Origin of the sequence: Peribacillus sp. NPDC096622, from assembly GCF_044762665.1 — a bacterium.
GTDB lineage: Bacteria > Bacillota > Bacilli > Bacillales > DSM-1321 > Peribacillus > Peribacillus frigoritolerans_B.
Genome location: NZ_JBIWES010000003.1, coordinates 297,187 through 319,860, shown reverse-complemented (window position 1 = coordinate 319,860; position 22,674 = coordinate 297,187). Strand labels below are relative to the sequence as shown.

Here is a 22,674-nt window from a genome sequence, read left to right as displayed (position 1 = left end):
AGTTGAATTTAAGCATCACAATCCGTTATATTTTCTTTCGATTTTCCTGAACTCATCTGATAGTTCAAATAACGTGTGTAATACGGCTGTTTGAATATATAGATTCATATAATTATCATTGCTCTTCTTTTGAAATGATAAATCATGTTTTTCATTGATTTTCCGAGTTATACATTCATTAATTTCGCTCCACATTTCTTTCGTTCCTTCTTTAAGTTTAGTCTCCATAATCTCCCACTCCTTTTTTATTAGTTTATCCAATCTATTACATTCTTATACTTATTTTTTGGCCAAGCTGGTAACTTTTTTATCTAAAATTAATGTCTTCAGTTTTTTTTGGTATCCTTCTGTTTGAGTGCAAACTCCCTCGAAGAATAGGAGAAGTCATTCCCATTAGTGGTTATTAATTGCTGAAAAAATATTGTCGACTAACGCTATTCTCTTCGCTCAGTTTGTAGACAAAAGGGCTCTATCTAAAAGTTAAAACAAAGTTGTTCGGAACGGAAGGGGCGAGTGCCTGGAGGCAACCTTCAAATTGTACAATCTCTAAAAGGGGGGGCAGGGTGTCACTATCGCATTCCTTCACTAAAGTTTCTTTAATTGGGTCATATTCTGGAGTGATGTATTGTACAAATGACAGGAGTTTGGAATAATTAGCATAATGATATTAAAGAACATGTAAACCTGAATAGGAGATAGTTATGTTTAAAATTATGATAGTTGAAGATGATGAAAAAATTAGAAAAATTGTGGCTGATACGCTAACAAAATGGAAATATGACGTTGTGGGGATTATGGAATTTGACCACATTTTAGATGATTTTGAGAAATCCCAGCCTGATTTGGTACTGTTGGATATAAACTTGCCAACCTTTGATGGCTTTTATTGGTGTCAGCAGATCCGTGCAATCTCAAGTGTGCCCATACTGTTCCTTTCCTCTAGAAATCAAAACATGGACATCATCATGGCCATTAATATGGGAGGGGATGATTTTATCCAGAAGCCATTTGATTTAGATGTTCTTGTAGCAAAAATCAGTGCATTGCTACGCAGGAATTATACATATCAAAATGGACATAACCTAAAATTAACGCATCGGGACTTGTCTTTGCATGTAACAAACTCAACTATCCAATTTGAGGAACAGTCCATTGAACTTTCACGTAATGAGTTCATCATTTTGCAGTTGATGATGCGCAGAATAGGGAAAATTGTATCCAGAGAGGACTTGATGCAAGCTCTTTGGAACGATGAACAGTTTGTCGACGATAATACACTGACTGTCAATGTAAATCGATTAAGGCGTAAGATCTCGGGAATTGGATTAGAAGACTTTATTGTGACACGTAAAGGAATGGGGTATCTGATCGAATGAGGTTCATAAAATTTTTAAAATACGAGAAGCCTTATATAGTTTTATTCGTTTTTATCTTTTGCATGGTTTCTGCCGTGTTTTACACGGACCCCAATATGACATGGAGCTGGAACACTTTTCTATATGCAGGGGTATTAACCCTTTTCGTATTGATTATTTTCTTTTTGTATCGGTATCAGCAAAGTTTACGCGCAATCCGGGCAAGGGGTGACGAAGATCACGATAACCTTTCTTTGGAGGCAGCCTCTTTACAGTATTTGTTTGAAGAGAAGGAAAGGGAACATATTAGGTCTCTCAATGAGATTCATGAGAAGCAAAACGAGTATTATGATTTTATTGTATCGTGGTTTCATGAAATTAAAACACCCATCTCAGTGCTGCGATTGATGCAGCAGACAGAAATCGACGTCAAGAGTTTTCATGATGAGGTATCAAGGATAGAGCATTATGTAGATCAGGCACTTTATTATGCAAAGTTGGATAACTTCAATCAAGATTATGACATCAAGAATTGTGATTTGGAACAATTGGTGAAAGAGGTTATAAAAACGCATTCCAAAACATTTATTTCCAAGAAAATCCGCCTTCGGTTACAGATTGAACCAACCACCATCCAAAGTGACCCCAAGTGGCTGCAATTTATCCTGAATCAATTAATTTCAAATTGCTTGAAATATACGCAAGAAGAAGGGGAAATTAAGATTGAGACAGGTTCTGATTTAAAAGAAAAGCAGCTGATTATTAGAGATAATGGAATTGGTATAGAAAAGACTGATTTACCACGGATATTCAATAGGGGTTTTACAGGATCCAACGGGCGTACCTACACAAAATCCACAGGGATGGGGTTATATTTAGCGCAGCAGTTATCGAATAAGCTTGGTCACTATATCACTTGTACCTCTGAAACGGGTTTGTATACCGAGTTTGTCATGCACTTTCCCAAAAATGTCGATCCCTATTTCAATATGCAAAAAAACGCAATGAGACCTTGATGAAGGCCATTGCGTTTTTTAATTAATATTTCTGATTTACGATTTTGTAGTAGAGATTCGCAGAAGACAGATAAAACAATACATAGATCACAAAGTAAATAGCAAAGATGAACCAGAGCATAGAGGTGAGCTGCGGAAAATCTTGTACAGAATCCAAGATATAGTATTTTAAAATGAGCCAGCTGTGTAAAATGCCTAAAACTAGCGGAGGGAAGAAAACAAAGAGTAGTTGTTTACGAATCACGCTTTTCAATTCACGGTCTGCGGTACCTATCTTTCGAAGAATGGAATATTGTCTTTGTTCTTCCGTCGCTTCCCGCAATTGTTTAAAGTAAATGACGCTGGCCAATGCAAACAGGGCAATGACAGCCAGGAAAGCAGCTGCAAATAACATTAAAGATGAACCTTCTATTTGCTTTGAATACACATCAGCAAATGAAGAATAGTAAGTGTCGGGCTTCTTCGTAACAATGGCATGTATATCAGTTGATAAGGATTCAGCCTGCTTCTCATTTTCGATTTCATAAATTTCAAAAGGGACCCTTTTGGCTTTGCTTTTTAAGTTTTGATAAGTCTCATCTGAAATAATCAGGACTGCGGGCTTCAATATCATAGATCGAACAGGGTCGCTGGCCCAGCCTAATAATGCGTAATCTTTCTTCTCTATTAGTTTTAGAGTGATACCTTCATTTACATTCACTTTAAAACGTGGCAGCTGATCGGAGGGGAAGGATTTTGGGGAATCTGTTCCTTGTGACAGAGTTACAGCTTCCATATCTTCTAAATGGATTTCCTCCTGATTTCCACGCAATGAGATGATTTCGTTATATGCTTTTTCTGGAAAAAGAAAAACGTCCTTTGAAAAATACTCAGGGTTTTCAAAAGCAAGGTCCATGTTTGTATTTGGCTTTCCTACCAAGGCTTCCAAAGTTTTGTGATACTCGATTGAGTGGTCGGAATTTTTTATCTTAGCATCAATTTTCTCGTTAGTTTCCTTATCCAATGACTGGAATGCAATATCATTCGGTAAATTCCTGCCGACAGCTTCAAACTGGACAGCGTAATTGATCGAAACGAATCCAATCAAGAAAATGATGGTCGCACTGAACAAAGAGATGAAGGTAAGGTTTAACGTATTAGACCTTATTTGGAAGCGTAATGAAGAGATCCACAATACCCGATTGCCTTCATGGAAATTATGCTTCTGGCGGATCTTTTGCAGCAGCCAGCCGGAGAACTGACGGAAGAACAAATACGTTCCACCAATCATGCCGACTGTGACAGCAATCATGGCAAAAGTTAAGTGTTCTTGCCATATGCTTGATTCTTTGCCCCGGCTTATCAGAAAGAATTCCGTTGCTAATAATACTAACGATAAAGCTGCCATAATGAACGAAGAAGGTATCGGTTTTTCCATTTTTTCTTTGGCATGAAACAACTCAACGAGTTGTACGCGACTGATCATGAAGAAACTTTGGATACTTGCAATGATCGCTAACAAAAGAAACAGGATGATTGTCGATCCGATCGCTTGATAAGGAAAATTCAGCGTGATGACATTGTCGTATTGCATTAAGTTCATTAATGCCATACCGAAAAACTTGGACAGCAGACCGCCAAGGAGTATTCCAATTACAAGCGAGAATGATCCAATGAGCAAATTTTCAACGAAAACCATTCGTGTAATCTGGCTTTCTTTCATACCTAGCAGCAAATAGAGTCCAAATTCCTTTTTTCTTTGCTTCATAAAGAAAGAGTTTGCATAAAGAATAAAGAAAATGATAAAGAGGAAGATGACCACCGAGGCAATCGACACCCCCGTTTGAAAACTCTCTTTATTATTGAGTACATCCAATATATCCTGGTTATACATCAGTGATGAGAAGGTGAAATGGACCATCACACCTGTAATCATGGCAAACAGATAAATCGTATAAACACGGAAATTGCGCTGAACGTTCCGGAACGTCATATTCAGTAAGTTCACCTTTGATTCCCTCCCATTGCACTCTGGATGTGAAGGATCCGATCAAAGAAGTCACTTTGACTTTGGTCACCTTTATAAAGCTCGTTTACGATTCCCCCATCACGCAAGAAGATAACTCGTTTACAGAAGCTTGCTGCATAGGAATCGTGTGTAATCATAAGAATCGTCGTTTGAAACGTTTCATTTAAGCTTGCTAACTGTTCCAATAATTGTGTTGCTGATCTCGAATCAAGGGCGCCTGTAGGTTCATCTGCAAAGACAATCGCAGGATTTGTAATAATGGCGCGCGCAGATGAGGCCCGTTGTTTCTGACCACCTGAAACTTCTGTAGGGTATTTATCCTGAATTTCTTCAATATTCAATGCCTGAATGACTGGTCTCAGCCGTCTTTCCATCTCATCCGAAGAAAATTTCCTTAGTGAAAGGGGGAGAAGAATGTTCTCTTTAATCGTTAAAGTATCAAGCAAGTTGTAATCTTGAAAGATGAACCCCATACGTTCTTGGCGAAATGTGCGCAATGCTTTTTTGTTTAAATCCAACAGGGCCTGTTCTTCAAGCCAGACTTCCCCGCCAGAAAATTTATCAATTGTCGATAACACATTCATCAGTGTTGTTTTTCCTGAACCGGAAGGCCCCATAATAGCTGTGAATTCACCCGAATTTATAGTCAGGTCAATATTTTTTAAAACCTGTGCCGTTCCATAGGATTTAGATAAGTTTTTAGTTTGTAATACTTTTTTCAACGTAAATCTCCTCCTCATGTTACATACTATAAAATTCATCCCTTTCCCCACCATAGATGTAACAGGAAGTAAGATTACAATTTTGTCACATTACAATTTAAAAATGAAAATAACACCGTGAAAGTGAATGTAATAAATGAAATTACCTATATCAATTATGCATTTTCAGCATCTTAGTGGCAACAAGTTGAAATAATGGGGGGATAAAAGGAACTAACCGGTCCTTTACTTCACTTTCGGAGTTGCTTTGGCAGCACACTTATGGAGTTTAAGGGACAGGATAGTTGCAAAGGGCTAGAGCAGTGGAGATATTATTGAAAGATAAGGAATAAAATCAAATTTTCTACAGAGAATACTTCTATTAATTACAAATTAGGAGTGTGGATATGGAACAAACACTTTTTGAAAAAGTCGGCGGAGAAGAAGCAATAGCAAAAGTTGTGGACTACTTTTACTCCGAAATGGTTCTTAAAGATGAGACAGTTAATCATTTTTTTGAAAAAACGGATATGGAAAAGCAACGAAGTCATCAGACAAAATTCATTAGTTTTGCATTAGGCGGTCCAAAACAATATTCTGGACAATCCATGGCAAAAGCTCACCAAGGATTGAATCTGCAACCTGCCCATTTTAATGCCATTGTAAAACATCTTAATGATGCACTTGCTCACTTTGGAGTGAATGAAGCTGACATAGATACAGCTTTAACTAAAGTTGCTTCACTAAAAGATGATATTTTATATAAATAAATATATTGAGTTAACAGATGCATTACCAACGGCTTTTATGGAAAGTGGCATCCAAGAATCGAGTGTGCGTGAATGATGTTGTGGTCGCCCTCTCCGTATTTTACATAAAGGGCATATGCCTGGAGTATAAGAGTTCATCTGGTAATCATCCCCCATTATCTGGGGGCTTTTTTATTTGAATTTTTTATCCTTTTGTTACATGTTTTTGACTTCCATAAGGATGATTAATAAACGACTTTACGTTTTAGAAAATTACAAAGGTTTCGGTTGGTTTACAAAATTCAGAAAAATATAAAAAATATTATTGACTTATGTTTTGGATGTTATGTATTATGTATACATAACACACATGAAATTTTAACCAATCATATAGATTCAAATTATTCAATTGAAAAGACTCATCAAAAAGGACGGATTAACATGGCAGGAATCCATTTAAAACCAATCGAAAAGGAAAGAACGACGCAAGATAAAGTTTATAAGCAAATTAAACAAGCAATTTTATTTGGTGGTATTACCGGTGATGAAATATTTACAGAAGTTCAATTAGCGGAAAGGTTAAATACTTCAAGAACGCCGGTAAGGGCAGCCATTCAAGATTTGGTGAAAGAAGGATTACTTGTTTCCATTCCAAGGAAGGGATTAACGGTAAGAAAGATTACACCAGAGGAACAGGATGAAATCTTCTTACTAAGAAGTGCTATTGAAGTTGAATCGGTGAAAAAGCTAACAGAAGAAATTACATCACCTGAACAACTGAGGTTACTTAAATTAATTCTGAAGCAACAAGAAGAAGCATTGCAAAATGATGATGCTATTAGTTTTATAAGGCTAGACCATGAGTTTCATCTCTCGCTGACAAGACTGGCAAACTTCACCATAATAGAGCAAGTTTTGAACAATCTTCATAACCTTACTCAGCTAATGGGTTTAAAAGCAGTCAGTAAACATGGGAGAATGAAGAAAGTTTTGCTGGAGCATAATCAGATTATCCAGGCTTTAGAAGAAAAAAATCCCGAACTAGCTTCACAGGCGATTTTAAACCATTTAGAAAAAACAAAAGAAACATTAATTATCGTAGATAATTCCTGATTTTCTATCAAATGCTTGAAGGGGGGATTGCTCCTATTAAAAGGTGGTTTACTACATCTCTGGGACAAAAAATAAAGGGTTAAAATCAACTTCACCCTAAGAAATAGAAGATATCCGCAAGGTCAAACCAAGTCTTTTGTAACGTTTATAGCAAAAGCCTTGGGAAAATTCTTTCGAATGCCTTTTCCTGAGTTTTTGCTATAAATTGTAATTCCTATTGTTGAAACTTATGAGAGATCAGTGTATAGTTCATTGGAAATGAAAGCGTTTACCCATCAGCCCGTTGTTAATGTTCATAGGTGAAAGCGTAGGTTTAAGGAATAAAAATGAAATTCGATATGTAATGTCATTATCTACTTTAATTACAGATAGGAAATGGCGAAACCTCTAATGTATACACAATACATAATACATAACACAAAGTACAATTAAGGTTCGCCGTTAAGAGCTTTTAAATTGTTTCTTGTTTTTAAAACATGTACTTATTCAAACATATAGGAGGAATCAGGTATGGTCAGGACAGGTAAAGAATATTTACAAACATTGAAAGATGATAGGGCAATCTACATAAATGGGGAACGAGTACAGGATGTGACGACCCACCCAGCTTTTACAGGAATTACACATACCATTGCAGGCTTATACGATTTAGCATCGGATGAATCTCAGAATATGACATACAAAACTGAGGACGGTACAATAGCAAATAAAATTTATATGATTCCAAGGAGTCGGGAAGAACTTAAAGAGAGAAGATTGGCGATATCTAAATGGTCTGAAGCAACTTGTGGATTTGTCGGAAGAAGCCCTGATCATGTCGCCAGCTTTTTGGCTGCTTTTGCCAGTTCACCTGATGTGTTCGATCGTGGAGGAGAAGGTTATGGAAATAATGTTTTGAATTTTTATAAACATGTGCGAGATGGTGATCTATATGTTACATACGTTATTATTCCGCCACAAATTGATCGAAGTAAAGCAGCTCATGAGCAGGAAGATAAATTTCTCCCGGTTGGAGTGTACGAAGAAAGGGAGGATGGAATTATTGTTCGAGGTTCCCAGATGCTCGGTACTGCATCAGCCGTCTCAGATTACTTATTCGTAAGTTGCCTTACGCCGCTCAGACCAGGTGATGAAGATTATGCTTTGTCTTTTGTACTGCCGATTCATGCAAAAGGATTAAAATTTTATGCAAGGCCTGGTTATGCTGAAAAATCACCAAGCACATTTGATTACCCATTGTCCTCTCGTTTTGATGAAAGTGATTCATTAGTTGTTTTTGACGATGTATTTATTCCTTGGCAAGATATCTTTGTTTACAAGAACATTGACATCGTGAGAGCCCAGTTCCATGAAACACCAGCTCACGTATTAGGCAATAATCAAGCACAAATAAGATTTAGCAATAAATTGAAATTTTTGATTGGTGCTGCCCGAAAAGTTTCTGCTATGAATGGAATCGATAAAATCCCTTCAGTCCAAGAGAAGTTAGGGGAACTCGCTTCGATTGCGGCTTCTGTAGAAGGTAATCTTTTAGCTTCGGAATATAATTGTATCATCGACAAAAATGGTGTGGCACGACCGAATCCACGTTTTCTTTATGGTGTAGTGGGGCAACAGGAAACTATTTATTCTTCCACTATTAAAATTTTAAGGGAGTTATGCGGTGGAGGTGTTTTACAATTACCATCTTCATATAAAGAGCTCATCAATCCTGAAACGAAAGATGATATGTATCAATATATACGTTCTACGGGAGTTGGGGCTGAGGAGAAAATTAAACTATTTAAGTTAGTATGGGATATCATTGGTTCAGAATTCGGTGGCAGACATCAACAGTATGAATTGTTCTATAATGGTGCACCTTTCGTCACGAAAGGCTTTTCATTTAGAAATTACGGATATGATGAGCCGGTTCAAATGGTGGATAAATTTTTAGAAAGCTATTCTCTTCCCACTCAGGTGAAAGAACTCATATAGAAATATAAAGAAAAGGATGTTGCAGAAATGAAAATTGCATCAATACAATTGGAGATTAAAGATAGTGAATCTAAATCTGCTCGCATAGATCGTGTGGAGTCAATGATTGATGGATTAAAAGGACAAGATTTAATAGTTTTGCCAGAAACGTGGGCAACGGGGTACTTTTCTTTTGATCGTTATATTGACGAATCGGAAGAATTGAATGGTGATTTTGTACAACGTTTCTCCTCAAAGGCCAAAGAAGTTCATTCATATATTTTTGCAGGTAGTTTTATAGAAAAAAATAATGGAAAATACTATAACACAAGTGTTCTATTTGCTCCTGATGGGACACTTATAGGAACCTACCGAAAAATGCATTTATTTCGTTATGGTTCAAAAGAAGGTCAAATATTGACGAGAGGAAATGAAACAACTGTAGTAGATACAGAATTCGGGAAAGTTGGCTTATCAACTTGTTATGATTTGCGATTCCCTGAATTGTACCGTGCAGAAGTGGATTTAGGAGCAGAGTTACTTCTTGTTACATCTGCTTGGCCGCATAGAAGGCTTGAACATTGGAAATTATTCAATTCAGTTCGAGCATTGGAAAACCAGTGTTTCTTGATTTCGAGTAATTGTGTTGGAAATACTAATGACGTCCTTTTAGCTGGCCATAGTCAAGTGGTTGATCCATGGGGGATTGTTGTGGCTGCTGGAGGAGATGAAGAAACGATTATTAAAACTGAGATTGATCCATCTCAGGTTACTAAAATTCGCGATGTATTCCCTAATTTGAAGCATCGAGTCTTAGATAGACAGGAGGAATTCAGTTGATAAACATTAATGTTCGTGGAAGAAATATTGTCGCAGACCCAAAACGATTGCTTATTGCCGGCTATACGGGAAAAGACCAGGAATCTGTAAAAAAACATATTGATGAATTGAAGGAGATCGGAGTTCCAGCGCCTCCACAAGTCCCGATGATTTATGATCTTTCAACAAATCTTATTACGACAAATAAGTCAATTTCAGTTATTCAAGAAAGCAGCAGTGGGGAAGCGGAAGTAGTCATCATGAAAATTGAAGGGAAATGGTATTTAGGACTAGGCAGTGACCACACCGACCGCGGGCTTGAAAAAGTGTCTATTCAGAAATCCAAACAAGTATGCAGCAAGCCTATTTCAACACAATTTTGGTCCTTGGATGACGTAAAAGATCGATGGGATGACATTGAAATGAGAAGCTGGATGATTGTTGATGGGGTGAAAAAAGAGTACCAAACAGGCAAACTAGGAGAATTCCTGCATCCAGAAGAATTGCTCAAAATTATTGAGGAACGCGGCTATGATAGTGAGGATATGATTGTGTTTTGCGGAACATTACCGATTAAAAATGGTGAATTTATTTATGGGGAAGCATTTTCAGCAGAATTATATGATCGTTTAACAGATAACAAAATTCAATTGAATTATCAGGTTCATATTTTAACGGATGCGGAGGTAGTTTGACATGGAAAAACCAAAAATTAAAATTGATAGAAAACCAGAAATTGAATTTATTGAGTATAAAACCTTTGAGGCTGTTCCTTCAAAAACTGTTGAAGGTGCATCCCAACGAATTATTGCGCAGATTCCGGATACTAATGTAGCAACTCGCATTCTTGAACTGGAGGCAGGTACTGATACATCCCCAGATGGCGTGCAAGTGCATGATTTTTGGGAAGAATTATATATTATTGAAGGATCCTTAATTGATTTACGTTTAAATGAGGAATTTACAGCAGGAATGGTTGCTTGCCGTCCTCCTGGGATGGAGCATGGACCATGGAAATCACCTAATGGTTGCAGGATTTTTGAAGTTCGCTATTATGCAGATCAGAAAAAAGAAGAACATGAATTTGTCGATCATACCACTTTTGAAGCGCAGCCTTTTAGTAAGGTTAAGAGCCTCTCTGAACGAATAATAGCTTCTGACCCTGCTACTGGAGTCGCTACAAGAATTCTTCATAACGGTCCCGGGACAGATACTTCTCCTAATGGCGTGCAAGTCCATGATTTTTGGGAAGAATTATATATTATTGAAGGATCATTAATCGATTTACGTCTAAATGAGGAATTTACAGCGGGAATGGTTGCTTGCCGTCCTCCCGGGATGGAGCATGGACCGTGGAAATCACCAGATGGCTGTAAGATTTTCGAGGTCCGTTACTACTCCAAGGAACAATAAACAGGCATGTTTGAATAAATAAGATCCTGCTTTCCTATAGGAATATGGTAATCTATCAAATGGCTTCTCGTGACATCAAACAACGAGGAGCCTTTTATCTCTGATATATTCTTCCACAGGGACTAAGTGCTGAATGCTCAAATTGATAATTGGGTTATCTCAGGAAGCCGGTATCTGAATTTCCTGTGTGATGGATTATGTATACAGAATCCATCACACAGAAACCTTTAATCGTTAAAAAATGAGTGTACATTCAAGATTATTGGAAAGTTGTTGATTCCGCATGAATGGGTAATACCCGTCCACCGGGCACGAAACTTGGTCCTTGGTTAGCAAACGGATGCAAGGATTTTGAAGTCCAGTAATCCATTAAATAAATCGACAACACAATTTTTTCCCCTTTGACAAAATTTTATTAACATGATGACGGAGAAGGTGAAGCAAGTTGGAAGTTTACCATTTAACACATCCACTAAAGGGATCCCTATATCCAAGGGAGCCTCACGTAATGGCATTAGGTTTTTTTGACGGTGTTCATTTAGGTCATCAATCTCTGTTAATGCAAACCAAGAAAATAGCTGAAAAGAACAATCTTAAATTCACGGCGATGACCTTCGATCCACATCCAAATGAAGTAATCAAATTGGAGAAAGACTGGAGATATATAACTCCCCTGGCTTTAAAGATTGAAAGAATGGCTGCCATTGGAGTGGATAAACTTTTTGTCATAAAGTTTAATTTATCATTTGCTTCCCTTTTGCCATCTGATTTTATTAAACAATATGTTTTAGGTCTTCAAGCTAAACACTTAGTTGTGGGATTTGACTTTACCTTTGGTAATAAAGCTCAGGGGACTGCTGATTATATGCAAAGAATGAGCAAAAACAACCCTTTTGATGTAACCGTCATTTCAAAACAAGTACATAATGGCGAAAAAATAAGTTCAACCATAATCAGGAAAATAGTAAGGGACGGGGATGTCCACCTTGTTCCTTACTATATGGGACATCATTTTGAAATAAAAGGGATCGTTTATAGTTCAAATAGACATAAACACGAGAAAAAGAAAAATATGGAGTTCCATACCGAAAATAAGTATATCCTGCCAGCACCAGGTGTATATCGTGTAGAAATCAAAACCTGGAACAAAACTTGTCATGGGTTATTTATAAGGTATGGGTCCAGCAGGAGAAATGATGAAATAAGCGGTCAAATTATAGAAATGCTGAAGGGAGGTGTTGTGGAAGAAGTGACGGTTAAATTTTTAAATCAGATACCTTTTGAGTCAAAGTCTCAGTGCAGTACAAATTTTAAGGAGGTTATAAAATGATGGATGATAGAAATTTTAGAAATGCGATGGGGAAATTTGCTACAGGAGTAACAGTGATCACGACACTTTTAGAAGATGAAGCACACGGTATGACGGCGAATGCATTTATGTCAGTTTCCCTTAACCCAAGGTTGGTCTTAATATCCATAGGCGAAAATGCTAAAATGCTGGATAAAATTAATGAATCTGGAAAATTTGCTGTAAATATATTGTCAGATGCCCAAAAGGAGTTATCCATGCATTTTGCGGGGCAGATTAAAGATAATCGCCAGATTGAATTTGGCTGGATAAATGAACTTCCAGTAATAAAAAATGCTTTAGCAAACATCGTATGTAAGGTCCATAGTAAACAAATAGCTGGGGACCATACACTCTTTATTGGAGAAGTAACTGAACTCGTCATTAGCGAAGGGGCACCACTAGCCTTCTATGAAGGGAAATACGGTAAAATACTCAGCTAAACTTATGGCAGGATTATTGTTTAAGTTTGATGGTTAAAATTGTGTGAGCTTTCTAAAAAGCGCTTTTGTTGTGGTTAAGGAGGGGAAACTCATGCAAAGCAAAAATAAGACAGTCGTCAGATCAATGGATATCCTTACTCTTTTCTTAACGCATTCAAAGCTAAGTTTTAATGAAATCGTGCATTTTTCAGGGATACCTAAAACATCTGTTTTTCGAATGGTGATGTCACTTGAAGAGATGGGTCTTCTCGATAAAGATAGAAATGGAAAGTATTCACTTGGGCTGTTATTTCTTCGGTTTGGCCATTTAGTAGCCGAACGCCTCGATATTCGGAAGGTCGCTTTGCCGGTCATGCATAAACTTCATGATGAGGTCGGGGAAGCTGTTAATCTCATCGTACAAGATGGCAATGAGGCAATCTGCATCGAAAAACTGGATACAAAACAGTGTGTAAGGCTTAATGCGGCAATTGGCCGGAGAATGCCGCTATATGCCGGAGCGTGTTCACGTGTTATTCTCGCTTTTCAGGCGAAGTATGAACAGGAACAATATTTAGAACAAACCGAACTGAAGCCGATTGCATCTGGAACGATTACTGTTAAAGAGAGACTTCGTATTCTTCTAGAAGAGTCTCGAAAAACGGGATTTACGGTCAGTCACTCGGAACTTGAAAATTATATATCTGCGGTAGCCGCTCCTATTTTTGATTATAAAGGTTATATCATAGCGGGCATTAGTGTTGCAGGTCTTGAGGTGAACTACGAAAAGGAGTTGTTGCCTCCATTGGTTAAAAAGGTTAAGTGTGCAGCACTCGAGATATCACGGAAATTTGGATATACCGATAAACATCTTTGCTTAGGCTGATATATCAATATGTCCACGCTTGAGAAGAAATGGCGATTGTCTTTAAGCTTTTTCACGAGAACGATTTTTATCTTTATTGACTGTATTTCAATAATATATTGTGTATACACAATGCATTATACATAATACATATTGAATTAAAAGCTCATTAACTGCATGTTCGAGATGATTACGGATGGGAAAGCAATACGAGAGGTAAGAGTCAGACTCTCTTTATCGGGGGAGTAGTTCGTTATTAATGATGTTGCACCTTTTACCATCTATTAAAGAAAATGTGGAAGAATTATCGGAAGGCCATCTTGATAATTCTTCAACATCTAAGAAACCACATCCAGAAATATAACTAATTCGGAGGTGTGTTAAATTGAGTGGGAAAAAGAAACTGGACAAGAAATCAAAAAAGATATTATTTGCGAGTTTACTTGGCAGTACTATTGAATTTTATGATTTCTTTCTTTATGGAACCGTTGCTGCACTTGTATTTAATAAACTGTATTTTCCTAATGATGATCCGTTTGTAAGTTTATTGCTTGCTTATGCATCATTTGGCATTACTTTTTTTATACGACCTCTTGGCGGGCTTGTATTTAGTCATTTGGGAGACAAGTTTGGCAGGAAAAATACGCTCGTGCTTTCACTTTTATTAATGGGAGTTTCTACTGTGTGTATTGGACTCCTTCCAACATATAGCATGATAGGGCTTTGGGCACCAATCCTCCTTGTTTTCTTTCGTCTCGTTCAAGGTATCGGGCTTGGCGGAGAATGGGGAGGAGCAATACTCCTAGCGGTTGAATCTGCACCTAAAGAAAGGCGTGGCTTTTTTGGAAGCTTTCCCGCAATGGGTATCCCTCTTGGGATGTTACTTGGGACATTCTCCATTTCATTAATGAGTTTACTTCCAGAATCCCAATTTCTATCATGGGGATGGAGAGTGCCATTTGTACTAAGTGCGATTTTGGTGGTTATCGGTATTTGGATAAGGAGAGGTATTGAGGAAACATCGGCATTCCAAGAAGAGAAAGAAAAAGGAAACGTCGTAAAAATTCCACTCTTTGAGACACTGCGATATCATTGGAAAGCTGTATTGATTTCTTTAGGTGCAAAATGTGTTGAAGTGGGCCCATTCTACTTATTTTCCACATTTTTCATATCATATGCTACGGAAACACAAGGTTTTTCAAGGACTACAGCTTTAAATGTAGTTACTGCAGCAACAATTGTTACAGCAATTTGCATGCCATTTATGGGAATGTTATCTGATAAAATTGGCCGTAAACGTGTTTTTCTTATGGGGACAATCGGGATAACTCTTTTTGCCTTTCCATACTTTTATTTGTTTTCCTTACAATCCACTCCTTGGTTATACGTTATTTCAATAGTAGGGTTGGGTATTCTATGGCCTCCAATTGCGGCGACTATTGGGACAATGTTTACTGAAATGTTTAGTACGAATGTTGGCTATACAGGAATAACACTCGGTTATCAAACTGGCTCTGCATTATTTGGCGGAACTGCTCCAATGATTGCGACTATATTAGTCGGCGCTTACAATAATTCTTGGATTCCACTAGCATTATTTTTAGTATTTCTTTGCATCGCCTCTCTTATTTCAGTATTATTTGTCCGAAATAGTCAAAGTAACAGTATTCCTCTCTCTGAAAGTAGAACAATCGACTAAAAGGATTCAGAAAATCCAATAGGTGGGTGATGGATTGTTTTCTACTGGGAGATCGTTGGTGAAAACTTTGAGTATGAAATTGAAATCTCGAAGTTAAGCAGAAAAAATTAAATATCATGATTCTATTATCAATTAAGGAGGGAGATTTTGAAAAAGAAACCAACAAGGGTTAGATGGGGACTTGCACTTTTTTTCTTTATCATCGGTGTAATCGCTTACATGGATAGGTCAAATATTTCTATAATAGCAAAGCCTATGATGGATGATTTAGGATTGGATAAAGTTCAGTTTGGTATGCTTGCATCATTATTCTCATTAGGTTACGCGTTAGTTCAAATTCCAGCTGGACTATTGGCGGAAAAATTTGGGCCAAGGAAAATGATTGCATTTTCTCTTATTTGGTGGTCAGTATTTACAGGTCTTACAGGTTTAGTGAAATCTCACGGTCTTTTGTATGTAGTGAGATTCTTATTTGGAATAGGTGAAGGACCAATGTTTCCATCTAACGCCGTATTTAATACAAACTGGTTTAGAAAAGATGAAAAAGCTAGAGCTTCTAGTGCCTTATTGGCAGGTTCATATTTTGGACCAGTTATAGCCCCTATCGTTACGGTTTATATCTATCAATATTTTGGCTGGCAAGCTGTATTTTACATTTTTGGAATTTTAGGAATAATGATTGCAGCTGTATGGTACGTTATAGCCAGGGACTATCCTGAAATTCACAAATTAGTTAATGAACAAGAAAAAGAATATATACTTGAAAACAGAGAAATTGTTGAAACTGCTAAAGTAAGGGCTCCTTGGAGTAATTTTCTGAAAAACTCTCAATTTTGGGCGTTAGGAGTGCAGTATTTTGTTGTTTTATATATTATTACTTTCTTTTTAGTTTGGTTACCTACTTATCTATTGGAAGATAGGGGATTCTCATTAAGTAAAATGGGATTTGCTGCAAGTCTACCATGGTTGGCAATTCTGATAACTGTAATGTCTGGTGGTATTCTTTCTGACTACTTAGTGCATAAAGGATTTTCAAAACAAATATCTAGATCCTCTTTAGCAATATCAGGCTTATTAGTATTTATTATTTCAATGTACCTGGCTGTTATGACAGAATCACCATATATGAATGTTTTGTGGTTATCATTATGCTTGGGCTCACTCGGATTCACAGTAGTGTGTTCTTGGGCCGCAGCTACAGACTTAGGGAGAAACTTTTCTGGATCAGTTTCAGGTTGGATGAACTTATGGGGGAATTTAGGAGCATTTGTATCACCGTTATTATGTGGATGGTTAGCAGAAAACTTTGGTTGGAATATCACTTTAGGAGTAACAGTAATCCCTGTGTTTATTGCAACTATATTGTGGGTGTTTGTGAAACCAGATACCTCTTTACTAAATACAACTGAGCAATTGCCAATGAATTTTTAGTATTTCAAGTGGATTAAATGGTTCAATGTTAAATTTTTTTTTAGTTCCTATAAAAATTTGATTACTAGGGTGAAAAAGAAAGGAAGAGATGATTCGAATAAGCCACTAAATACACAGTCTCAATCTTTTAAGGAACTGCTTCACCGATTTCCATTTAGGGTTATGGTCGTAGGCATCAGGGGATTTAAACAATATTTTAGGGAAAGCTTTAGCAAGATTGTTGGATCGCTATATTAAACGCAGAGCTTCATCGAGTATCTTTTACAGGTATTTCCGTAAACATACATGACAGCAAATGTTAAGAGTGAGGGTGAACATAGGCTTGAAAGAAGCTATCTTAATTATTTTTTCAATATTGGCACAATAATTGTATTATTCTAGGTGAGTTTTTTAATCATCGAATAAAGGGAGGCTTTTATAATGAAAAAGGTCAATATCGCTTTGTCACAACTCAGTTGTGAAGAAGGGAGAGTTGAGAACAATCTCAACCGTTTGGATAATGTCATTGATGAATATGGGCATTCTCATGACCTCATTGTGTTTCCTGAGACATTTATAACGGGATTTCTTTCACCGAAGGTTTGCCGTATTTTAGCCGAGCCATTAAATGGACCAATTGTTAAGCATTTAGAACGTCAAGCGAAGAAATCTAATACCTCAATCGTTGTTGGTTTATACGAAAAGGAGGGAGAAAACCTTTATAACACAACTGTTTTGGTTGGACCGACAGGATTATTGCTTTCTTACCGTAAAACCCATTTATGGGCAGGCGAATCTTCAGCCGTTGAAGCCGGAAATTATTACCGGAGCTGCAGCTGGCAAGGAACAAAAATCGGACTGCTCATTTGCTACGATATAGAATTTCCAGAAACGGCACGTGCAGTTGCCGGTATGGGAACAGAGCTATTGGTGCTGACAGATGGGAATTGGGATGGTCCGGTACACCGTCTTGCCATTAAAGCCAGAGCTCAAGAGAATCAAATGTTTGTCGCTATGGCAAATCGAGTTGGACAGCTAGAGGAAACTGCGTTTTGTGGAGAGAGCGTTATTGTTGATCCATATGGAAGGGTAATTGCTGAAGCGGGACGTGAAGAAGAAGTATTATCAGCATCCATTGACTTGTCGCTTGTTCATGAAAGCAGACAACATTATAACTATTTGAAAGAGCGCAGGGTGCCATTTAATATACCTTCAACGGAGATTGGAAAGGGAATTCGGGAAATTAAAATCTAATAATTCGAATCGTCCTTCTTAGGGCTATAAGGAAAATGTGCAATATGCATTAATCGCATCTAAAATAATCGCGGGATTTGCGTGTCATACCAGATACAATTTATCGATGACGCCATTCCGGCACGTAGCTTTTTTCGAACCTTATTCGTATGAACCAGATACATGGTGAGACATCTTCGTAGCCAACGACTATTATGCAATCATAATTAATTGATGCAATATTGCATAAAACTAGTAATCCATTAAATAGTCCGTATATTTTAATTATTAGGAATATAACGATAATTAAACCGTTAAATAATCAATCTCCGCTTGGTATGGTATTTGCATATAAGTTAATTAATCACGAATAAGGGTGGAGTGATACATGGAGAATGCAAAATTAAGACGTTCGTTAACAGTTTTTCCTTTAGTGCTATTTGGATTGGCTTATATGGCACCTACAACAGTTTTTTCTACTTATGGGGTTGTTGCGGAAATAACGAAAGGGATGGTACCTGCTGCTTATATCATAGCTTTGGTTGGTATGTTGTTTACAGCCTATAGTTATGGTCAAATGGTCAAGGCCTACCCTGTTGCCGGTTCCGCATATACATTTACTCAAAAGGCCCTTAATCCTCACCTTGGATTCTTAGTGGGCTGGGTCATCCTATTGGACTATTTATTCTTGCCAATGATCAATGGATTATTGATAGCCATTTACTTAAACGCATATTTTCCATCCGTTCCTTTTTCCGTCTGGTTAATTGCCTTTGTCATTTTAATCACCGCTGTAAATATAATTGGAGTGAAAATAGCAACAAAAATAAATCTATTATTAGTTGCCTTTCAATTCTTAATAATAGTCATATTTGCATTCCTCTCGATTAAAGGGCTACTAAACGGAATGGGTTCAGGAACATTACTCATGAGTTCTCCATTCGTTAATGGCGATATACCGCTATCTTTAGTATTAGCAGGATCTTCTGTTTTATGTTTATCTTTTTTAGGATTTGATGCAGTTACCACATTCTCGGAAGAGACCATTAATCCGAAAAAAATAATACCAAAGGCCATTTTCCTCGTCGCATTAATAGGAGGAGGTTTGTTTGTCACCATCTCATACATCAGTCACCTTGTTTACCCGAATTTCCAAGCCTTTAAAGATCCAGATTCCGCTTCCTTGGAAATTGCTATGTACATCGGGGGTAATTTATTTCAATCTATTTTTCTAGCAGGATACATTACCGGGGGACTGGCATCTGGTTTATCAGCTCATGCAAGTGTTTCGCGGCTTTTGTATGCGATGGGGAGAGATGGAGTCCTTCCAAAGAAAATATTTGGTCATATTCACCCAAAATTTCAAACTCCAACACACAACATCATCTTGGTGGGTATTTTTGCTTTATCTGCTTTATTTGTTGATTTAGTGACAGCATCATCCTTTATTAACTTTGGGGCGCTTGTTGCATTTACATTTGTCAATCTTTCTGTTATTTCCCATTATTTTATTAGAGAAAAACAGCGAAGCGGAATTGACACATTAAAATACCTAATATTGCCGCTGATTGGTACGAGTTTCACAATTTGGTTATGGACCAGTCTTGATTTAAAGGCACTCTTACTCGGACTGGGATGGTTCGGAATTGGTGTCATCATGCTGCTTTCAAATACGAAAATGTTTAGTAAGCGGCCGCCAGAGCTTTCTATTGATAGTGCGATTGAAAAAGAAATTCAAGCATAAAAGCTATATTCATCAAGGAGGATAAAAATGGTAAGTGCAGACGTCATTCTTTCTGGTCAACATGTTTTTACTGGGTTACAAGATGAGCCAATAAAAGCAGCTATCGCCATTAAAGATAATAAAATTATTAAAATCGGTTCTAAAGAAGATATAATGTCATTCCTTGGGGAACAAACAAAAGTGTATGACATCGAAGAGGGACTGATTATTCCGGGATTTCATGATTTTCATATGCACATTATGATGGGAAGCATTTTACAGAAGGATAGTGCCAAATTATTTGATGCAGATTCAGAAGAAGATGCAGCCAAAATCGTAGCTGAATTTGCAGCAACGAGACCAAATGATGAGTGGATATTTGGTGTTGGTTGGGATCATACCAATTGGAAGAACAAAGTGCTGCCACATAGAACAACACTAGATAAATATATTTGTGATCGTCCTGTTTTATTATTCAATGCAGAAGTGCATTACGCATGGATCAATAGTAAAGCTATGGAAATGATTCAATTAACGAAGGATACCCCAGATCCGGAATATGGAGAAATTGGGAAAGATGAAAATGGGGAACTGACAGGCCTTCTATTTGAACAGGCAATTGGGTATGCATCAGAACATGCATACAAATTACCGAAAGAAAAACGTGTAAACCTATTCCAAGGTTTTCTTAATGAAACAAAAAGGTTGGGAATCACATCCGTTAATGACTTATACGGAGCTAAAATTGCCCCGAATCCATTAGACGATCTTGAAATTTTTAAGGAATTTGAGAGAGAAGGATTACTAACAACCAGAATTCACTTTTCGCCGGAGTTAAAAATGGATTTAGCTGCCGCCAAGGAATTACAAAAAAATTATCAGTCAGACAAGCTCACTTTTTCTGGATTAAAACAATTTATAGATGGTGTTGTGACAAGTCATACTGCTTTTTTATTGGATCATTACAAAGACCGTCCTGAAACAAAAGGCGGAACCACTTATCCATCTGAAACAATTAAACAATTAGTTAAACAAGCAGATAAGGAAAAATTTCAAATTCGTTTCCATGCGATTGGTAACGGTGCTGTCCGCTTAGCATTGGATGCATTTGAAGAAGCGAGAAACGTAAATGGAGTAAGAGATGCCAGACATGTCATTGAACATGTGGAGGTATTGCATCCAGACGATGTTCATCGCTTTAAGGAATTAGATGTAATCGCCTCATTTCAACCTAAACATATCGAATTAATGGAAAGTGAGGCATACACAGCCAGAATCAGTGAAAAACAACAACCTCTCTATTATCCAATCAAAACACTAGTGGATACTGGTGCAAAAATTGCCTTTGGTACAGATTTTCCTGTAGTGCCCTTAAATCCCATGATGGGCATTTACCAGGCAATCACGAGAAAAGATTTAACCGGGAAGGCGTGGCAAGAGTCGGAAGGAGTACCATTGGCACAAGCGTTAAAATATTACACGGCTACACCGGCATTCGGTTCTTTCAGGGAAAAGGAATTAGGCACATTGGAAGCAGGGAAGATAGCGGATATCGCAGTATTAAATAAAAATTTATTCAGCATATCAACAGAGGAAATTCTTGAAACAGAAGTGAAGATGACGATTATGGATGGAAAGATAGTATATGAAAACCAGATCGTCCAAACTGTATAAGATAATAAATGATAAAAGGTAGGTAGTGAAAAAATGTCAAAAGTAAAAGTTGGTCTTATTCAAATTCATTGCGGGGAATTCATTGAGGAAAATATTCAAAAAACGATAGAGAAAATAAAAGAAACAGTAAATAATGGTGCACAAATCGTTTGTTTACAGGAATTATTTTCTTCGCAATATTTTCCGCAAACGGTGAGTGTGAAAAATTATGAATTAGCTGAAGATGTAGATAGCGGTACATTGGCCGAAATGGGTGAATTAGCAAAGGAATTAGCCATTGTCTTGATTGTACCTTTTTACGAAAGAGCAGGTGCCGGGATTTATTTTAATAGTGCAGCTGTATTTGATGCTGATGGGGAATGTTTAGGGATTACAAGAAAAAATCATATTCCGGATGGCCCCCAGTATCATGAAAAATATTATTTCGTTCCAGGTAATACTGGATATCCTGTCTATGAAACGGCTTATGGAAAAATAGGAGTTGGGATTTGTTGGGATGAGTGGTATCCAGAAGTTGCCCGAATTTTGAGCTTACAAGGGGCAGAAATATTATTCTATCCTTCTGCTATTGGTTCAGAGCCAGATCATCCCGAGATATCAACAAGACCATCCTGGGAAAAGGCAATTTCCGCTCATGGCATTTCTAATGGTGTATTTGTTGCTGCGACAAATCGAGTGGGCCAGGAAAAGGACATGAATTTTTATGGAGGTACATTCATTAGCGATACATTCGGGAATATTTTAGCTTCACTTGATGATGAAGAAGGAATTATTGTGCAAGAAATTGATTTAAAAGAAATAGAAGAAACTAGAAAAATCCTGCAATTCTTTAGAGACCGTCGTGTCGATACATACGGCCCTATATTACAAAAAGAAATACTCCCGACTCCATCCCCTTCAAAAAAGGGAACAAACAAAGCGCTATTTAGTTAATCATTAAAAGGAATAGACAAACCTTATCATGATTGGGTTTGCCGAATTCATTATTGCCAGGGCACTAGCTTTCCGCCGACCGTGCCAAGCCTCCTCGCCAAAAAGTGTCTGTGGGGTCCCGGCTAGCCAGTTTTTCGGCAGGAGTGTCGCAAATTTCTTCGATCTATTCAGGGTTTCATCTGAAATGAAAAACCAATTTTCCTATTATGGAAAGTTGGTTTTTTACGCTATTCAAAT

Annotated in this window: 20 protein-coding genes; 17 read left to right on the top strand and 3 right to left on the bottom strand. The window is 37.4% G+C overall.

Annotated elements, in window-relative coordinates; translation table 11 throughout:
• Positions 1–15 precede the first annotated feature (15 nt).
• A complete protein-coding gene (locus tag ACIQYG_RS07975; protein ID WP_402836854.1) occupies positions 16–228 on the bottom strand; it encodes a hypothetical protein in 213 nt (70 codons plus the stop codon).
• Between the two features lie 473 nt (positions 229–701).
• Here ACIQYG_RS07975 and ACIQYG_RS07970 point away from each other — a divergent pair, with 473 nt between their 5' ends.
• Entirely contained in the window at positions 702–1,376 is a 675-nt protein-coding gene (locus ACIQYG_RS07970; RefSeq protein WP_402836852.1) for a response regulator transcription factor, read from the top strand.
• Positions 1,373–2,371: a sensor histidine kinase gene (locus ACIQYG_RS07965; protein WP_402836850.1), complete on the top strand. Its 999-nt coding sequence runs from the start codon at positions 1,373–1,375 to the stop codon at positions 2,369–2,371. The genes ACIQYG_RS07970 and ACIQYG_RS07965 overlap by 4 nt, the downstream gene beginning before the upstream one ends.
• Before the next feature lie 22 nt (positions 2,372–2,393).
• On the opposite strand, the gene ACIQYG_RS07960 is transcribed toward ACIQYG_RS07965, so the two are convergent.
• Positions 2,394–4,358, bottom strand: a complete 1,965-nt coding sequence (locus tag ACIQYG_RS07960; RefSeq protein WP_402836848.1) for an ABC transporter permease — start codon at positions 4,356–4,358, stop codon at positions 2,394–2,396.
• Complete coding sequence (locus ACIQYG_RS07955; protein ID WP_402836846.1) at positions 4,355–5,101, bottom strand: ABC transporter ATP-binding protein; 747 nt, start codon at positions 5,099–5,101, stop codon at positions 4,355–4,357. The genes ACIQYG_RS07960 and ACIQYG_RS07955 overlap by 4 nt, the downstream gene beginning before the upstream one ends.
• Positions 5,102–5,487: 386 nt before the next feature.
• Here ACIQYG_RS07955 and ACIQYG_RS07950 point away from each other — a divergent pair, with 386 nt between their 5' ends.
• The 15 genes from ACIQYG_RS07950 (at position 5,488) to ACIQYG_RS07880 (ending at position 22,437) form a co-directional block, all read left to right on the top strand.
• A complete protein-coding gene (locus ACIQYG_RS07950) occupies positions 5,488–5,850 on the top strand; it encodes a group I truncated hemoglobin (RefSeq protein ID WP_402836844.1) in 363 nt (120 codons plus the stop codon).
• Positions 5,851–6,270: 420 nt separating this feature from the next.
• Positions 6,271–6,942 (top strand): GntR family transcriptional regulator, encoded by a 672-nt coding sequence (locus ACIQYG_RS07945; protein WP_402836842.1) that lies wholly within the window; start codon positions 6,271–6,273, stop codon positions 6,940–6,942.
• A gap of 510 nt (positions 6,943–7,452) precedes the next feature.
• Positions 7,453–8,919, top strand: a complete 1,467-nt coding sequence (locus tag ACIQYG_RS07940) for a 4-hydroxyphenylacetate 3-hydroxylase family protein (protein ID WP_402836840.1) — start codon at positions 7,453–7,455, stop codon at positions 8,917–8,919.
• A gap of 27 nt (positions 8,920–8,946) precedes the next feature.
• Complete coding sequence (locus ACIQYG_RS07935; RefSeq protein ID WP_402836838.1) at positions 8,947–9,738, top strand: carbon-nitrogen family hydrolase; 792 nt, start codon at positions 8,947–8,949, stop codon at positions 9,736–9,738.
• Entirely contained in the window at positions 9,735–10,412 is a 678-nt protein-coding gene (locus ACIQYG_RS07930) for a DUF2848 family protein (RefSeq protein WP_402836836.1), read from the top strand. The genes ACIQYG_RS07935 and ACIQYG_RS07930 overlap by 4 nt, the downstream gene beginning before the upstream one ends.
• Before the next feature lies 1 nt (position 10,413).
• On the top strand, positions 10,414–11,130 hold the full coding sequence (locus tag ACIQYG_RS07925; RefSeq protein WP_402836833.1) for a cupin domain-containing protein: 717 nt from the start codon (positions 10,414–10,416) through the stop codon (positions 11,128–11,130).
• 508 nt (positions 11,131–11,638) lie between these two features.
• Positions 11,639–12,460, top strand: coding sequence for a cytidyltransferase (locus ACIQYG_RS07920; protein WP_402836831.1), 822 nt, complete (start codon positions 11,639–11,641; stop codon positions 12,458–12,460).
• Positions 12,460–12,921 carry a flavin reductase family protein gene (locus ACIQYG_RS07915; RefSeq protein WP_402837177.1) on the top strand — a complete coding sequence of 154 codons (462 nt, stop codon included), beginning with the start codon at positions 12,460–12,462 and terminating at the stop codon, positions 12,919–12,921. Before ACIQYG_RS07920 ends, ACIQYG_RS07915 begins: the two co-directional genes overlap by 1 nt.
• 91 nt (positions 12,922–13,012) lie before the next feature.
• A complete protein-coding gene (locus ACIQYG_RS07910) occupies positions 13,013–13,786 on the top strand; it encodes an IclR family transcriptional regulator (RefSeq protein ID WP_402836829.1) in 774 nt (257 codons plus the stop codon).
• A gap of 364 nt (positions 13,787–14,150) precedes the next feature.
• Complete coding sequence (locus ACIQYG_RS07905; protein WP_402836827.1) at positions 14,151–15,464, top strand: MFS transporter; 1,314 nt, start codon at positions 14,151–14,153, stop codon at positions 15,462–15,464.
• 147 nt (positions 15,465–15,611) lie between these two features.
• Entirely contained in the window at positions 15,612–16,895 is a 1,284-nt protein-coding gene (locus tag ACIQYG_RS07900) for an MFS transporter (RefSeq protein ID WP_402836825.1), read from the top strand.
• A gap of 420 nt (positions 16,896–17,315) precedes the next feature.
• Positions 17,316–18,128: a carbon-nitrogen hydrolase family protein gene (locus ACIQYG_RS07895; protein WP_402836823.1), complete on the top strand. Its 813-nt coding sequence runs from the start codon at positions 17,316–17,318 to the stop codon at positions 18,126–18,128.
• 367 nt (positions 18,129–18,495) lie between these two features.
• Positions 18,496–19,851: an APC family permease gene (locus ACIQYG_RS07890; RefSeq protein WP_402836821.1), complete on the top strand. Its 1,356-nt coding sequence runs from the start codon at positions 18,496–18,498 to the stop codon at positions 19,849–19,851.
• A gap of 27 nt (positions 19,852–19,878) precedes the next feature.
• Entirely contained in the window at positions 19,879–21,504 is a 1,626-nt protein-coding gene (locus ACIQYG_RS07885) for an amidohydrolase (RefSeq protein WP_402836819.1), read from the top strand.
• Positions 21,505–21,537: 33 nt separating this feature from the next.
• Complete coding sequence (locus ACIQYG_RS07880) at positions 21,538–22,437, top strand: carbon-nitrogen hydrolase (protein WP_402836817.1); 900 nt, start codon at positions 21,538–21,540, stop codon at positions 22,435–22,437.
• The last annotated feature ends 237 nt before the right edge of the window (positions 22,438–22,674 follow it).